Genomic DNA, 15,036 nt, shown 5'->3' on the forward strand with positions numbered 1-15,036 from the left:
GTTCAACGACTATTGAAAGTTCCTAAGGTTAATATCTGTAAAAGTGGAGGTTAACGATGGAACGAGTAAACCATAATCATCGGCAACGAGGTTACGGGGCACGAGACAAAGAAGAACTTTCTTTGATGATATAGTCTGATCTTACATGAAAGTGTAAGAGGGTGGCAGAAATGTCCATCCCCTCATTATGAGAGTAACAAAAAAGCGTGGCGCACAAATGATCATGTTGGCAGATTGGCATCCTGACATTATTGATTTCATTATTTCTAAAATGCAAAATCCTCGAATATTGCGTTACTTAATTGAAAATACAAACGACGAGAAGATTAAACAAGTCGCGCAAGACAAATTAAAATACACACCGCTGACACCAGCTCAAAAAGCGATGTACCAAGGCATTCTTCGCTATAAGGATATTCCGGGTACAGGCGGTTTCGATTCTGACGTTTTACGCGATGCTGAAACAATGCTTCGCGATGGTGGAACATACAGTGTTCATAATTCCGAGTTCTTAACTGGAGCGAATATCTCAGTTACCATCACAAAAGAATTTATGGAAGCAGTAGAAAATGACACGGAGTATTTACTACGTTTTCCAAGTGTTGAAGCTTACACGCCTGAAGAGATGGAAGCCTACAACAACGAATGGCATGAGGTCGGAGATGTTCGTGTTTGGGAAGAAAAAGGTTATGGTATTCGCGTATACAAACGAATCCAAGCTCGTGAACTTTGGAACCTGATCAATATCTGCGCAACTTACTCGGCTGAGCCAGGAATTTTCTTTATTGATAACGCAAATGACATGACGAACGCTACAGCATATGGACAAAAGGTTGTAGCAACGAATCCGTGTGGGGAACAACCACTTGCCCCATACAGTGTGTGCAACCTTGCAGCTGTGAACCTTGGAAACATGGCAGATAAGGAAAACAAAACAGTTGATTTTGACAAACTGAAACAAACAGTTGAAGTCGGTGTCCGCATGCAAGATAACGTAATTGATGCTACACCTTATTTCTTAGAGCCTAACCGCGTTCAAGCATTAGGTGAGCGCCGAGTCGGCCTTGGAGTAATGGGACTTCATGACCTTCTGATTTACTGTGAAACCGTTTATGGTTCTGATGAAGGCAACAAGCTTGTTGACCAAATCTTTGAGACGATTGCTGTTACGGCTTATCGCACCTCGATTGAACTAGCGAAAGAAAAGGGAAGCTTCCCGTTCTTAGAAGGTACAACAGAAGAATCTACAGAAGAGTTACGTAGCCGTTTCATTGAAACAGGATATATGAAAAAGCTCCCTGATGATGTTCGACAAGACATTTTACAATACGGTATTCGCAACTCTCATTTATTGACCGTTGCTCCCACTGGATCCACAGGAACCATGGTTGGAGTCTCAACTGGCCTTGAGCCTTACTTCTCATTCTCATACTTCCGCAGCGGTCGTCTTGGGAAATTTATTGAAGTTAAAGCAGATATCGTAAAAGAATATTTGGATTTAAATCCTGAAGCAAACGAGAACGAACTCCCTGAGTGGTTTATTGCGGCAATGGAACTTTCACCGGAAGCACATGCGGATACACAATGTGTTATTCAGCGCTGGGTGGACAGCTCTATTTCCAAAACCGTAAATGCACCGAAAGGCTACACCGTTGATCAAGTTCAAAAAGTTTACGAACGTCTTTATAAGGGTGGAGCAAAAGGTGGAACGGTTTATGTTGACGGAAGTCGTGACTCACAAGTCCTTACCTTAAAAGCGGAAGAAACGTTCGAACAAACGGAGATCGACCTTGGAATGAAGGAAGAGAAAAGTAGAGTAGTCATTCTTGAAACGATTACGGATCTTCGAGCTACAGATGTAACAATCGGAAACGAAGTAGGGAATACATGTCCAGTGTGCCGAAAAGGCAATGTTAAAGAAATTGGCGGCTGCAATACATGTACAAATTGTAACGCGCAATTAAAATGCGGTCTATAATGGATTGGAAGAAGGAACTGGAAATGGTTCCTTCTTTTCTTTTGCTAAAAATTGTACATACTAAACTCATCATTTTGTAAAAATTGAGGGGTGACTTTATGGCGAAGCCTAACAAACCATTTATGCCGCAGTTGATTTATTTTGAACCACGTGCGCTAGAATATCCATTAGGTAAAGAGCTTTTTGAAAAGTTTAGCAAACTTGAAGTAGAGATCAGAGAAACGACTTCTCATAACCAAATTAGAGATTTGCCTGGAGAAAACGATTTCCAAAAATACAGAACAGCAAAATCAACTCTTGTTGTAGGAATTCGTAAAACGTTGAAGTTCGATTCTTCTAAGCCTTCAGCAGAGTATGCAATTCCACTTGCAACAGGCTGTATGGGGCATTGTCATTATTGTTATCTGCAGACGACACTTGGCAGTAAGCCGTATTTGCGAACGTATGTGAACACTGATGAGATCTTTGCACAAGCAGAAAAATATATGCAAGAGAGAGCACCAGAAATTACGCGTTTTGAAGCTTCCTGTACATCGGACATCGTAGGAATTGACCACTTAACACATTCATTGAAAAAAGCTATCGAGTTTTTTGGAGCAACGGATTTAGGAAGACTACGATTTACAACCAAATATCATCATGTAGATCACCTGCTTGACGCAAATCATCAAGGGCGGACAAGGTTTCGATTTAGTGTAAATTCACACTATGTGATTAAAAACTTTGAACTAGGCACAAGTCCGTTAGAAGAACGAATCAATGCTGCGATTAAAGTTGCAGAAGCGGGATACCCTTTAGGTTTTATCGTGGCTCCTCTTTATCTTCATAAAGACTGGGAAGAGGGCTATAAAGAACTTTTTGATACGTTAGAAGCGAAAATTCCGAAACATCTAACCAACGACATTACGTTTGAACTGATTCAGCATCGTTTTACAAAACCTGCTAAACGTGTAATCGAAAAAAATTATCCGAAAAGCAAGCTTGAAATGAATGAGGAAGAACGAAAATATAAATGGGGTAGATATGGAATCGGTAAATATGTTTATCAGGATGAGCAAGCAACAAAACTGCGTGAGACGGTTGAACAATATATCCATTCGATGTTTCCAAAAGCAAAGATCGAATATTTTACATGATTTCGGTAAAGGACATTTCCTTGTCACTCATACATTTCTATAGTATCCTTTTATAGAGACCAATTTGGTTTAGTATAGGGAGGGAACATTTTTGCCGCCAACCCCAAGTATGGAAGACTATATCGAACGCATCTACGCCCTAATTGAAGAGAAAGGCTATGCAAGGGTATCTGACTTAGCTGAAAACCTGGAAGTACACCCCTCTTCTGTAACCAAAATGATACAAAAACTCGACAAAGGCAAGTATGTCGTTTATGAAAAATACAGAGGCTTTGTGTTAACGTCAAACGGAAAAAAATTAGGCAAGCGTTTAGTATACAGACATGAACTGTTGGAAGAATTTTTGAAAGTAATCGGGGTAGATGAAGAAAACATCTTTCAAGATGTTGAAGGGATCGAGCATCACTTAAGCTGGAACGCAATTGACCGCATAGGTGATCTTGTACAATTTTTTGAGGAAGATAAAAATCGGTTAAAAGACTTGAGAGAAGTACAAGCGAAAAATGAGGACCAAGAACAATCATAAGTTTTTATGATTGTTTTTTATTTGAAAAAATTCGGAATAAAGGACATCTTCTTACGATTAGGATAATAGTGGAGGAGATGGTGAATGCGAATAGACGGCGTTTTTTCAGGTGGTGGAATTAAGGCTCTTTCGTTGATTGGAGCATTGGAAGCAGCTGAAGACAGGGGACTGCGTTTTGAGAGAGTTGCAGGGACCAGTGCTGGATCTATTATGGCTGCCCTCATAAAGGCAGGCTATACGGCAGGAGAAATGAAAGAGATCATTGATGGACTGGATTTCAAAAAATTTTTAGATACGACTAAAACAATCATACCCATTCCATTTATGAACTGGTTAAAACTTTACTGGAAGCTAGGGTTGTACAAAGGAGATTATTTAGAAAACTGGATGGCCACTCTGTTGGCAAACCGTGGTATTGTAACCTTTGCAGATATTCCAGCTGGAAGCTTAAAAATTGTAGCATCTGATATATCCCGCGGCCGTTTAGTGGTACTGCCCGATGATTTGGAAGAATACGGGCTACTCCCTGAACGATTCCCTATTGCTCGTGCAGTTAGAATGAGCTGCAGTCTTCCTTATTTCTTTTATCCAATCAAGCTTTTTAATCGTGTCGGACAAAAAAGTTATATTGTTGATGGAGGAGTTCTTAGTAATTTTCCAATGTGGTTATTTCAAAGAAAAGACCGTGTCCCGATTCGACCGGTTTTAGGTTTTCAGCTTAGTTCTTATATCAATGATCATATTTATACAAATGATGTAAAAAATGCGGTTCAACTTTTTAAAGCGTTGTTTGAAACGATGATGCAAGCTCACGACAATCGTTATATTGACTCTCATGATGCCAGGGATATCATTTTTATGCCTGTAAAGCATGTGTCTGTCATTGATTTTCAGTTGTCTAGAGAAGCAAAGAATGAGCTTTATCAGTTTGGATACGATCGTGCTGAACAATTTTTACAGAGTTGGGTATCTGGAAAAAGATATCCGGAATATAAAAATCGAGCCTAATCCTTAAAAGGAGGCTCGATTTTTTTTCTTGTTCTTTTTACCTTCAATCACAGTTAAGTGATGCTCGCGTGCTCGTTTTTTCTGAACAGCGTTCTTCGTTTTTTTACTTGAAAACAGCGGTGATGTTTTTGCTGGTTTTTGGTTAGATCCATACCGCTTTTTGGACTGCTTCACAGCTTTTTTATATTTGCCGTTTATGCCAGATGAAGTTCTGCCAAAGATAAAGTAAAAAACGGCGATCACTGCTGCCCCAATCAGAAGGGTTTTAAATAATTGGCTAGGTGAAGTGATCAGTTGGTTTAGGATTCCTACAACAGCCAGTAAAATAACAAACCAAATGATAGGATGCAATCTTCTGCTATTCTGTTGCAACAGGTTCACCTCCTTGTTATTTAGACGATTTGACTAGCAGATTTCTCACTTTCATAGGATGCGTCACGTTTTAACATTTCATTAAAAGAAAGGATTGAAACTTCTATTTGTTTTTCATCAGGTTCTTTTGTCGTAAGCAGCTGAAGCCATAATCCTGGATAACCTAGAAATCGAAGAACAGGAACATCTCTTAATTTATTCGTTACTTGTAATACTTCAAAAGATACCCCTAAAACGACCGGAATAAGCGCAAGCCTGTATAAAATTCTTAGCCAGAGAGGATCGGATGGAAAGAAGTAATAGATCACCATTCCGACTAATACGGTAAACAAGATAAAACTGCTGCCACAGCGATAATGCAGGCGCGAATGTTGTTTTACGTTCTCGACTGTCAGCTCATCCCCAGCTTCGAATGTATTGATTACTTTATGTTCAGCACCATGGTACATGAAGACCCTTTTAATCGCAGGGGTGAAAGATACAAAGTAAATATAGCTTAATAAAAAGATAAATTTAAAAAGCCCTTCTAAAAGATTTTGACCAAGATGACCCGGCACTATGAAACGAAACATTTCTGCTAAAAACACAGGAACGAGTGTAAATACAAATTTCCCAAACAAAAACGATAAAATTCCGATGATTGCTAAACTGAAGAAAAAAGTAAATTTTGAAGGTTTTTGTTCCTCTTCGATTTGTTCTTCTCCAGGGGCAATACCGAACCTTTCGGCAGAAAAGTTTAAATGTTGTGTACCATTCATACTTGCTTCAATAATCGCAATAAAGCCTCTTAAAAAAGGAATTTTTTTTAACTTGGTTAATAGCGGAGCAGGCTTTTTTTTAAGCTCAAAATATTCAATCGAGTCATCGTTTCTTCTAATTGCCGTAACATACGTATGTTTCCCGGCAAACATAACCCCTTCAAGTACAGCTTGACCGCCGTATACGGGTTTTTTCTCTTTTGTCATGTTGGACCCCCAGCCTAATATTTTGTAGGTACTTTCTATTCTACAGTAAAGGCGGATATTCCTCCAGAACGTATGACTTATTTGTATTTTTCCCATTTTATACATGTTTTACACGGATTATGAATGATTCTCCTAAAGGAAGTTTGGTCTGGTATTTTGTGGACATACTAGAAAGGTCGGAGGTGGTCGTTTATGAACGATAAAAAACTGGAACAAAACAAACAAGAATCCCAATCTTCGTTTATGAGCCGAGTAGCGGGTGTCGGCTTCTTTGGCGGCTTGATCTGGTCTGGATTCGGGTTTATCGCCTATTATTTAAATTTTTCTAAGGTAGGTCCAGCTTTAGTTTTGTTACCATGGGCACTTGGAAAGTGGAAAACAGAGTGGATCGGACAATTACTTAGTATTCTCATCATCGCTTTGCTGTCCATATTAGTTGCAATTGGTTATCGTTTTGCTTTTGCCAAGATTAAGTCGATGTGGGGAGGTATTGTATTTGGAGCTGCACTGTGGGCAATTGTATTTTATGTGCTGCATCCTATATTCCCAGGATTAGAGCCGATGAATCAGATTGGCCGGAATACAATTACCACCTCATTGTGTATCTATATATTATATGGTGTTTTTATTGGATATTCGATTTCATTTGAATATAGAGAACGGTTCGGTGAGATACGAGAGAGGAAGCATTCGGCACAAAGTTCGTAACTATTCAAAAGAATAGCCGCTATGATAGAATGTTGTAAGAACATTCTATTTTTTTTTGTAAAGGCCGGGTGTCGTTTATGGAGATTAAAAAGCATATTCTTATAATCAATGGTCCTAACTTGAATCGGTTAGGAAGTCGCGAGCCAGGAGTATATGGTGCAAAAACTTTAGACGACCTTCAGAATGAATTGGAAACAGCTGCTTCCGCTCTTTCTTTGGATGTCTCGTTTAAACAGAGTAATAGTGAGGGAGAGATCATTGATTTTATTCATGAATCTCCAAACAGACATGAGGGAATTATCTTAAATGCAGGGGCCTATACTCATTATAGTTATGCGATTAGAGACGCAATTGCCAGTGTGGATGTCCCGGTTATTGAAGTCCATTTATCCAATGTACACGCCAGGGATGACTTTCGAAAAGAGTCAGTAATCGCTCCAGTTACGATCGGGCAGATTTCGGGCTTTGGATTTGATAGCTACAAATTAGCTCTTCATGCTTTTAGAACGAATACAGATAGGGGGAATGGAAAATGAATCGAATAGAGAGAGCAAGGGAGTTATTTGATACCTTTGATATTGATGCAATGTTAGTCACTTCCTCTTCAAATCGATTTTATTTAAGTGGTTTTACTGGGAGTTCAGGAGTTTTATTACTTACAAAACAGGAAGCCATATTAGTTACAGACTTCAGGTATAAGGGTCAAGCTGCAGAACAGGCTGTTGGGTATCGAGTTGTGATGCACACTTCGCCAATTCCTGCAGAGGTCGCAAAATTAACGAAAGAACTATCCATTAAAAAACTTGGATTTGAACAAGATAACGTCACCTTCTCAACTTATCGTACATATGACAATCAGCTAAAATCTGCAGATGCGGAGTTAGTTCCTGTTACAGGGCTTGTGGAAAAGTTGCGCTTGATAAAGGATGCATCAGAGATTAAGATAGTAAAGGATGCAGCGTCCATTGCTGATGCCGCTTTTTCACATATTATTGAGTACATTCGTCCAGGCTTAACAGAACGTGAAGTTTCGAATGAACTTGAATTTTTCATGAGAAAAAATGGTGCAACTTCCTCATCATTTGATATCATAGTCGCCTCTGGTTATCGTTCAGCCCTGCCGCATGGAGTGGCATCAGATAAGATTATTGAGTCGGGTGAACTTGTAACCTTAGATTTTGGTGCACACTACAAAGGATATTGTTCTGATATTACGCGTACTGTAGCGATCGGTAAAGTTTCTGATGAACTTAAGAAAATATATCAGATTGTTTATGATGCTCAAATGTTAGGGATGAATGGTATTAAACCAGGAATGACAGGGAAAGAAGCAGACGCTTTAACACGAGATTATATTGCTTCACAAGGGTATGGAGATCATTTTGGACATTCAACAGGACACGGGATCGGTTTAGATGTTCATGAGGGGCCAGCTTTATCGTTCAAATCAGATACCGTTCTTGAACCAGGGATGCTCGTTACGGTTGAACCTGGAATATATGTTTCCGGCCTAGGTGGAGTGCGCATTGAAGATGATGCTCTTATTACAGAAGAAGGTAACGAATCTCTTACTCACTCTACAAAATCTCTATTAACGATTAGTTAACCAAATCAGGAGGATAATTACATGATTTCAGTAAACGATTTTAAAACAGGATTAACCATTGAGGTAGATGGAGGAATTTGGCAAGTGTTAGAATTCCAACATGTTAAACCAGGAAAGGGAGCAGCGTTTGTCCGTTCGAAGCTTCGTAACTTGCGTACTGGAGGGATTCAGGAAAAAACATTCCGTGGCGGTGAAAAAGTTTCGAAGGCACATATTGAAAACAGAAAAATGCAATATCTTTATGCTTCAGGAGACTCTTACACGTTTATGGATAACGAGTCATATGAACAAATTGAGCTATCTGCTTCTCAAATCGAGTATGAGCTAAAATTCTTGTTGGAAAACATGACGGTTCATATTATGACTTATCAAGGTGAGACGATCGGTGTTGAACTTCCCAACTCAGTTGAACTAGTTGTAGAGGAGACTGAGCCTGGCATTAAAGGCGATACAGCTTCTGGAGGAACAAAACCAGCCACACTTGAAACCGGATTAATTGTCCAAGTTCCATTCTTTGTTAACCAAGGAGATAAGCTCGTCATCGATACAAGATCAGGATCGTATGTATCTCGCGCATAGAGGATAAAAATAAGAAACTGGCTTAACAGAGGGAAGATGAACCTTTGGAAAGCCAGTTTTTTTGCTTATCGGCAATTAATAAGGCAATTAATAGAGTTGGCTTCACATCTTGAAAAAGGTGTTGATGTCAGCTTTTTTTATTTCCATTTTTATCAATCATTCTACTAAAGTTTATTGAATAGCTTCTCTATCTAGCTTTATTGGCATAATGCATGAGGATAAGCCATACCTTTATAATACGATCTGTTAAAAGGAGAGCGTATGATGGAGAGTATTTTTAAACTTTTTCCAGATGAGATGCAGCGGTTATTGAGAGAACAGCCTGATCATATTCTTCAATCTATAGAGGAAATCCGTGTCAGAGTAGGACAACCGTTAGAGATTCTTGCTGATAATAGACCGATCTATCCTGCAGATCAGAACGTTAGGCCAGAGGAAGCAGGAGTATTGCTGAATCGGTTAAGCCAACATTCCTTGTATGCATTAGAGGAAGAGTTGAAGCGTGGTTACATTACGATATCAGGAGGACATCGAGTCGGTATTGCTGGCAAGGTAATCACAGAACGAGGATTCGTCAAGGCAATCAAAGACATTAGTTCGTTTAACATACGAATCGCCCGTCAAAAGATCGGAATCGCAGAACCCCTTCTTCCTTACCTTTATAAAAAACAGTGGTTGAACACTCTATTGATCGGACCGCCTCAAACGGGGAAAACGACAATGCTTCGTGATATAGCAAGACTCGTAAGCACAGGAACACGTGAAAGGAATATCCCTTCATATAAAGTAGGCATTGTTGATGAGCGTTCCGAGATTGCAGGATGTATGAAAGGTGTACCACAGCATTCTCTAGGTAAGCGGGTTGACATTTTGGATGCATGTCCTAAGGCTGAAGGCATGATGATGCTGATTCGTTCAATGAGTCCACAAGTAATGATAGTAGACGAGATTGGCAGAAAAGAAGATGGAGAGGCTATTTTAGAAGCCATGCATGCCGGTGTACAGATGATATTCACTGCACATGGAAATCGTTTAGAAGATGCGTTGAGAAGACCTGCTATGCAGCCTTTGTCCGGACTTTCCTTATTTGAGCGTTATATCATTTTAAGCAGGGACAAGGGACCTGGGACGCTTCATGCGATTTATGACAGTGAATTTAAAGAAATTTATCGTTCTTCTGGCGGTGCAGCATGATGAGTTGGATCGGTGCGATTGCGATTTTGTGTGCTACTTCGATTACAGGGTTTGAATGGGCGAATAGGGTGAGAGAAAGGCCGAAGCGGCTAAGAGAGCTTAAAGTGACCCTGCAGGCTTTAGAAGCTGAAATCATGTACGGATCTACACCTTTAAGCGAGGCATTTGAACATATAGGAAAACCATTAAAAGAGCCGCTATCCTGCTTCTTCTTAAATATTTCAGATCTATTAAATCAAGGTGAGGTTTCTGTTAAAGAGGCTTGGGAAAGTCAGCTCTTATTACTAGCAAAAGAATCTTTGTTTAAAAGCGGCGAAATTGAAGTGCTGCGCCAATTTGGTTCTACACTCGGTAGACATGATAAAGAACATCAACAAAAGCAAATCCAATTAACTCTCGCACATCTTACCCGAGAAGAAAAGGAAGCTAGAGATATTCAGGAACGCTACGAAAAAATGTGCAAAAGTCTTGGAGTTTTAATGGGGCTTTTAATCGTTATCCTTTTAATGTAACAGGAGGAAATGAGGATGGGATTAGATGTAAACGCCGTTTTTCAAATTGCAGGGTTAGGAATAATCGTTGCTATGCTTCATACGGTGCTTAAGATGATAGGAAAGGAAGACTACGCTCACTGGGTAACGCTGCTCGGATTTGTAGTGGCACTCTTTATGGTCATAACCCTATTAGATGACTTGTTTCAAAAAGTGAAGGACGTCTTTTTGTTCCAGAGCTAAGGAGGGACATCGATTGGAAATTATCCAAATTGTTGGTTTTGGTCTGGTCGCTGCTTTCTTAGCTTTGGTCCTTAAAGACCAAAAAGCTAATTTTGCATTTTTAGTGACACTCATGGTAGGTGCTGGGATATTTTTATTTCTGATCGATAAAATTGGACAGGTATTATCGATGCTGCAGAGGCTTGCTGTGAACGCCAACGTTAATATGGTATACGTAGAAACGTTGTTAAAAATAATCGGAATTGCTTATATTGCTGAGTTCGGAGCTCAGATCACAAGGGATGCCGGTCAAGGTGCAATCGCTTCTAAAATAGAGCTTGGCGGGAAGATTTTAATCCTTGTAATGGCAATCCCCATTTTAACGGTCATTATTGAAACGGTGCTGACGCTTATTCCTAAATAAGAAAGCAGGTAGTTTGGATGAATAGACGATTGATGCAGACAAGCCTTTTAATCCTTCTATCCCTTTTGTTTTTAACAAATGGCAAACCCGTGTCTGCTTCAGCAAATTCCATTACTTCCAAAATGGTAGAACACCAGATCTCTTCTATGCAGCTTGATGAAATCAAGGAATATTGGAACAGCATCTCTAATGAATACGGAGGTTTTTTGCCAGAAAGTCAAAAAGGAACGTTTATAGATTTTGTGAAGGGAGATAAAGAGTTCTCCTTTAAAGCCTATATGATGGGTTTGTTAAAATTTCTATTTCATGAGCTTGCCGTCCACGGCAAACTTCTTGGAACCTTAATCCTGCTGACTGTGTTTAGCATGCTTCTTCAATCGATACAAAATGCGTTTGACCGGTCTGCCATCTCTAAAGTTGCTTATGCAATCATCTATATGGTTTTGATCATTTTAGCTCTTAATAGTTTCCACGTGGCGATCTCTTATGCGGTTGAAGCGATTGATAATATGCTTAGTTTTATGATTGCTCTCATCCCTCTGCTTCTGGCATTAATGGCGACGGTTGGAAGTATCGCATCTGTTGCATTCTTTCATCCTGTCATTTTGTTTTTAGTCAATACAAGCGGTCTGCTCATCAAACACTTTGTTCTCCCGCTCCTTTTTTTATCTGCGTTATTAAGCATCGTCTCAACCATGTCAGAACATCATAAAGTGACTCAGCTTGCAAAATTATTACGTAACATTAGCATCGGTTCTCTAGCCATGTTTTTCACCGTTTTTCTTGGAGTGATGAGTGTTCAAGGAGCAACGGCGGCAGTAGCTGATGGCATCACGATCAAGACAGCCAAATTTATAACGGGTAATTTTATTCCAGTAGTTGGACGAATGTTTACAGATGCGACGGATACAGTGATGAGTGCTTCGATTCTTCTTAAAAATTCAGTCGGAATTATCGGTGCTGCTCTATTATTGCTTCTAGCCATCTTTCCTGCCATTAAAGTACTTGTCTTAGCCTTTATTTATAGTATGGCAGCAGCCCTTTTGCAGCCATTAGGTGGGGGTCCTATCGTAGAATGTTTAGAAATTATCGGAAAAAGTGTCATGTTTATCTTTGCTGCTCTTATGACAGTATCAATCATGTTTTTTCTCGCCATCACGATAATTATAGCAGCTGGAAATGTGACGATGATGGTTCGATAGGGGGCGGTTGACGTGGGATTTTTAACAGAATGGATTACGAACATCATTGTTCTTGTTCTTTTAGCAGGTGTGATCGAACTATTATTACCTGGAAACCAATTTCAGAGTTACATCAAGATGGTTGTTGGTCTGCTTATTCTATTAGCCATGCTCTCCCCACTGTTTAAACTATTAGATTCCGATATGGATGAAGTGTTTCAGGCAATGAATTTTCCTGCTGCTGCAAATGACAAAGAAATAAAAAATTCAATAGAAACAAATAAAAATGAAATACAATCTGCTCAACGTGCATATATATTAGAGCAAATGGCTGTCCCAATGAAAAAACAAGTTCAGGAGGAGTTGAACAAGACGTATGAATTAGAAATTGTCGATCTTCAAATCCAAACGGATAGCAGTACAGAGCCGTTAAAACCTGAGGATATTACGGGTGCGAAAGTGGTACTAGCCAAACATCATGAACAGACCGGAGTTTCAGAGATTTCAGAAGTAGATGTAAACCTCTCTGAAAGAGAAGAACACTCCAGGAAAGAAGAGGTTCCTGATGAAATTCTGCACTTTTTGGCCAGCCAGTGGCAACTAGATTCACAGCAAGTGGAAGCAGTGATGGAAGGGGGAGAGGAGTCATCCCAATGAAACATTCATTTTGGGAACGGATAAAAAAAGGGCTGCAGCTAAGCGACAAAGCAGGGAACAAACAAAAATACTTACTTCTGTTACTTTTAATGGGAATCGCTCTTATGTTTATTAGTAAAATGATTGACTCCCCTGCTGAAAAAGTTTCCATGCAAATATTTACAGACGACTCACAGACAGACGCAGAAGCTGTATTTAAAGAAACGAAGTCGGTTACGAGTAAGAACATCAGAACATATGAAGATCGCTATGCAAATCAGTTGAAAGACCTGCTTGAACAGATTCGAGGAGTGGAGAGTGCTTCTGTTTATGTGGAACTTGAAACAACAGAGAGCTATGAATATGCGAGCGATGAAAACACTCAGAGACAAACAACCTCAGAAACAGATAAAAGTGGTGGGAAACGAACGATTGAAGATCAAAAAATGGAAGAGAAGGTTGTAATTATTCAAAACAACGGAAAAGAAGAACCTCTTGTCATTACAACTGAAAAGCCAAAGATCCGTGGTATAGCGGTAGTGGCTCAAGGTGCAGAGAACTTAAAGACAAAAGCTTTGATCATCGATGTTATCACAAAAATATTTGATATTGGCAGCCACAATGTATCTGTGGTTCCTAAAAAATATGAGGGGGATTAGAAGAATGTTATTAAAAAAACAAACAGTATGGCTATTAACAATGCTAAGTCTGATAATCGTTTTATCTGTTTATTACATTACAGCACCAGGAGGAACAGACGACCTTGCCTATCTTGAAGCAGGAAAAGACGGTAAGTCTGGTAAGGATGCTACTGTATCAGGAGTCGCAAACGATGATTTGTTTACGGCACTTCGTTTAGAGCGTGACGAGGTTCGCGATGAGATGAGCGCTGATTATGTAACAGTAGCTGGTTCTGAAGATGCATCAGCAGAAGTCCAAGCTGAAGCTTGGGCTAAGATGACAGAATTGCAGTCACTCACGATGAAAGAAGGAATACTGGAGACGTTGATTAAATCAATGGGCTTTAAAGACGCACTCGTAAGCACGATGGATAATCAAATTAAAGTGATTGTAAAGGCGGATAAACTTTCGAAAAAAGATGTAGTAGAGATTATGAATCTGGCAAACGAACATCTTGGCAGCAGTAAAACGGTTGCCGTGGAATATCACGCAGCGAAATAAGAGGGCCGGAGATATTCCGGTCTTTTTTTTATTTATTTGTGTTTATAATGAAAATTAGGGAATAGTCTATGAGATATATGATTCCATAGATGTCGTTTGTATTTCAATTTTCTAGGAGAAAATAGAATAATAAAGGGTACATGTCCGTAAACGCTTACAAAATAGAAAAGAATCGTGTACTATGAATGAGTACATGAAACTTTTCTATTCATGGGAAGAGAAATATGATATATTACATCTGTTAAGACCTAGTCACAATAGAAGGTGCTAAATAAAAACTATACTGAACAGGATTGTATAAAGGAGTCGGAATCTATGCTAAAAATTCAGGAAATACGCGAACTAATAAAGCTTATCGACAAATCAAGCATCAATGAATTTAAATACGAAAATGATGGTTCAAAAATTGTTCTAAAAAAGCAAGGCGGTACAGTTGCTTCCTATCAACTAGAAGAAGCTCCGGTTCAATCGGTTGTGCAGCCAACCGAACCTGTAAGAGAGCAAACGCAAGCTGCTGAGCCTGTGAAAGCTAGCCCTGAAGTGAAACAAGATAGTAATAATGCAGAAGAAGATTCTTCTTTACATAAGGTTGTTTCGCCAATGGTAGGTACTTTTTATTCTGCTTCTTCACCAGATGCTGAACCGTTTGTTAAACCTGGTGACAAAGTGTCAAAAGACAGCATTGTTTGTATTATTGAGGCAATGAAATTATTTAATGAGATCGAATCTGAAGTAAATGGTGAAGTGGTTAAAGTACTTGTTGAAAATGGACAATTAGTAGAATACGGACAACCTCTGTTCCTTGTGAAAGCAGAATAGGAGGGTATG

At 39.4% G+C, this 15,036-nt stretch carries 18 protein-coding genes and 1 pseudogene; 17 read left to right on the plus strand and 2 right to left on the minus strand.

Annotated features, from left to right (window positions below):
* Positions 1 to 181: 181 nt before the first annotated feature.
* The 4 genes and pseudogenes from KUV80_RS02665 to KUV80_RS02680 all read left to right on the plus strand — a co-directional run.
* Positions 182 to 1,978: pseudogene (locus KUV80_RS02665) on the plus strand (vitamin B12-dependent ribonucleotide reductase); the annotation flags it as partial.
* A gap of 98 nt (positions 1,979 to 2,076) precedes the next feature.
* Positions 2,077 to 3,114 carry a spore photoproduct lyase gene (gene splB, locus KUV80_RS02670; protein ID WP_222461128.1) on the plus strand — a complete coding sequence of 346 codons (1,038 nt, stop codon included), beginning with the start codon at positions 2,077 to 2,079 and terminating at the stop codon, positions 3,112 to 3,114.
* A 109-nt stretch (positions 3,115 to 3,223) separates the two neighbouring features.
* On the plus strand, positions 3,224 to 3,640 hold the full coding sequence (gene mntR / locus KUV80_RS02675; RefSeq protein WP_222462236.1) for a transcriptional regulator MntR: 417 nt from the start codon (positions 3,224 to 3,226) through the stop codon (positions 3,638 to 3,640).
* Positions 3,641 to 3,724: 84 nt separating this feature from the next.
* Complete coding sequence (locus tag KUV80_RS02680; protein WP_222461129.1) at positions 3,725 to 4,648, plus strand: patatin-like phospholipase family protein; 924 nt, start codon at positions 3,725 to 3,727, stop codon at positions 4,646 to 4,648.
* A 3-nt stretch (positions 4,649 to 4,651) separates the two neighbouring features.
* Here the strand turns inward: KUV80_RS02680 and KUV80_RS02685 are convergent, their stop codons facing one another.
* Both KUV80_RS02685 and KUV80_RS02690 read right to left on the minus strand, forming a co-directional pair.
* Positions 4,652 to 5,020, minus strand: a complete 369-nt coding sequence (locus KUV80_RS02685; RefSeq protein ID WP_222461130.1) for an SA1362 family protein — start codon at positions 5,018 to 5,020, stop codon at positions 4,652 to 4,654.
* A 20-nt stretch (positions 5,021 to 5,040) separates the two neighbouring features.
* The gene (locus KUV80_RS02690; RefSeq protein WP_222461131.1) at positions 5,041 to 5,985 is read right to left on the minus strand and encodes a DUF1385 domain-containing protein; all 945 of its coding nucleotides are present in this window, start codon (positions 5,983 to 5,985) and stop codon (positions 5,041 to 5,043) included.
* A 192-nt stretch (positions 5,986 to 6,177) separates the two neighbouring features.
* Here KUV80_RS02690 and KUV80_RS02695 point away from each other — a divergent pair, with 192 nt between their 5' ends.
* The 13 genes from KUV80_RS02695 to accB all read left to right on the plus strand — a co-directional run bounded on the left by KUV80_RS02695 (position 6,178) and on the right by accB (position 15,027).
* Positions 6,178 to 6,693 (plus strand): YqhR family membrane protein, encoded by a 516-nt coding sequence (locus tag KUV80_RS02695; protein ID WP_222461132.1) that lies wholly within the window; start codon positions 6,178 to 6,180, stop codon positions 6,691 to 6,693.
* Positions 6,694 to 6,770: 77 nt separating this feature from the next.
* The gene (aroQ, locus tag KUV80_RS02700; RefSeq protein WP_222461133.1) at positions 6,771 to 7,229 is read left to right on the plus strand and encodes a type II 3-dehydroquinate dehydratase; all 459 of its coding nucleotides are present in this window, start codon (positions 6,771 to 6,773) and stop codon (positions 7,227 to 7,229) included.
* Positions 7,226 to 8,299: a M24 family metallopeptidase gene (locus KUV80_RS02705; RefSeq protein ID WP_222461134.1), complete on the plus strand. Its 1,074-nt coding sequence runs from the start codon at positions 7,226 to 7,228 to the stop codon at positions 8,297 to 8,299. Before aroQ ends, KUV80_RS02705 begins: the two co-directional genes overlap by 4 nt.
* A 21-nt stretch (positions 8,300 to 8,320) precedes the next feature.
* Complete coding sequence (gene efp / locus KUV80_RS02710) at positions 8,321 to 8,878, plus strand: elongation factor P (protein ID WP_222461135.1); 558 nt, start codon at positions 8,321 to 8,323, stop codon at positions 8,876 to 8,878.
* Between the two features lie 264 nt (positions 8,879 to 9,142).
* The gene (spoIIIAA, locus tag KUV80_RS02715) at positions 9,143 to 10,072 is read left to right on the plus strand and encodes a stage III sporulation protein AA (protein WP_222461136.1); all 930 of its coding nucleotides are present in this window, start codon (positions 9,143 to 9,145) and stop codon (positions 10,070 to 10,072) included.
* Positions 10,072 to 10,584, plus strand: a complete 513-nt coding sequence (spoIIIAB, locus tag KUV80_RS02720; RefSeq protein ID WP_338083460.1) for a stage III sporulation protein SpoIIIAB — start codon at positions 10,072 to 10,074, stop codon at positions 10,582 to 10,584. The genes spoIIIAA and spoIIIAB overlap by 1 nt, the downstream gene beginning before the upstream one ends.
* Before the next feature lie 15 nt (positions 10,585 to 10,599).
* Positions 10,600 to 10,806, plus strand: coding sequence for a stage III sporulation protein AC (spoIIIAC, locus tag KUV80_RS02725; protein ID WP_222461138.1), 207 nt, complete (start codon positions 10,600 to 10,602; stop codon positions 10,804 to 10,806).
* A gap of 13 nt (positions 10,807 to 10,819) precedes the next feature.
* On the plus strand, positions 10,820 to 11,209 hold the full coding sequence (spoIIIAD, locus tag KUV80_RS02730; protein WP_246625009.1) for a stage III sporulation protein AD: 390 nt from the start codon (positions 10,820 to 10,822) through the stop codon (positions 11,207 to 11,209).
* Between the two features lie 17 nt (positions 11,210 to 11,226).
* On the plus strand, positions 11,227 to 12,411 hold the full coding sequence (gene spoIIIAE / locus KUV80_RS02735) for a stage III sporulation protein AE (protein WP_222461139.1): 1,185 nt from the start codon (positions 11,227 to 11,229) through the stop codon (positions 12,409 to 12,411).
* 12 nt (positions 12,412 to 12,423) lie between these two features.
* Positions 12,424 to 13,047 (plus strand): stage III sporulation protein AF, encoded by a 624-nt coding sequence (gene spoIIIAF, locus KUV80_RS02740; protein WP_222461140.1) that lies wholly within the window; start codon positions 12,424 to 12,426, stop codon positions 13,045 to 13,047.
* Positions 13,044 to 13,685 carry a stage III sporulation protein AG gene (spoIIIAG, locus tag KUV80_RS02745; RefSeq protein ID WP_222461141.1) on the plus strand — a complete coding sequence of 214 codons (642 nt, stop codon included), beginning with the start codon at positions 13,044 to 13,046 and terminating at the stop codon, positions 13,683 to 13,685. The genes spoIIIAF and spoIIIAG overlap by 4 nt, the downstream gene beginning before the upstream one ends.
* A 4-nt stretch (positions 13,686 to 13,689) precedes the next feature.
* Positions 13,690 to 14,208, plus strand: coding sequence for a SpoIIIAH-like family protein (locus KUV80_RS02750; protein WP_222461142.1), 519 nt, complete (start codon positions 13,690 to 13,692; stop codon positions 14,206 to 14,208).
* Between the two features lie 315 nt (positions 14,209 to 14,523).
* On the plus strand, positions 14,524 to 15,027 hold the full coding sequence (gene accB / locus KUV80_RS02755; protein ID WP_222461143.1) for an acetyl-CoA carboxylase biotin carboxyl carrier protein: 504 nt from the start codon (positions 14,524 to 14,526) through the stop codon (positions 15,025 to 15,027).
* Positions 15,028 to 15,036 lie beyond the last annotated feature (9 nt).

Source organism: Fictibacillus nanhaiensis, from assembly GCF_019801215.1.
GTDB lineage: Bacteria > Bacillota > Bacilli > Bacillales > Fictibacillaceae > Fictibacillus > Fictibacillus nanhaiensis_C.